Source organism: Paenarthrobacter aurescens (assembly GCF_025421775.1).
Classification (GTDB): Bacteria; Actinomycetota; Actinomycetes; order Actinomycetales; family Micrococcaceae; genus Arthrobacter; species Arthrobacter aurescens_B.
Window position 1 is genome coordinate 1 of the sequence record NZ_JAOEFX010000832.1, and the last position, 228, is coordinate 228.

Here is a 228-nt window from a genome sequence, read left to right on the forward strand (position 1 = left end):
GTTCGCGGCTGATAGACCCCAGAAGGGCTATGGGGTCGTGCTGCGACGCCTCCCAGAGAGCCGGGTTCCGGCTCGCAAAAAGTTCCCGAGTGGGCCGGTGCCAGGACCAACGCAAAGTGGTGGCCAGACGGGCCAGGGGCCGTATGGGCTCGGGGAGGACGGTACGGACTGTAAACCTTCAAATAGCCTTCACGAGCGCCACACTAACGGACGGACATGGCAGTCGGA

1 protein-coding gene is annotated in these 228 nt (G+C 63.6%); it reads right to left on the bottom strand.

Annotated features, from left to right (window positions below; all coding sequences use genetic code 11):
* On the bottom strand, nt 1-145 hold a 145-nt coding region (locus tag N7568_RS25750), incomplete at its 3' end, for a DUF3417 domain-containing protein (RefSeq protein ID WP_261612433.1).
* Nucleotides 146-228: the final 83 nt, after the last annotated feature.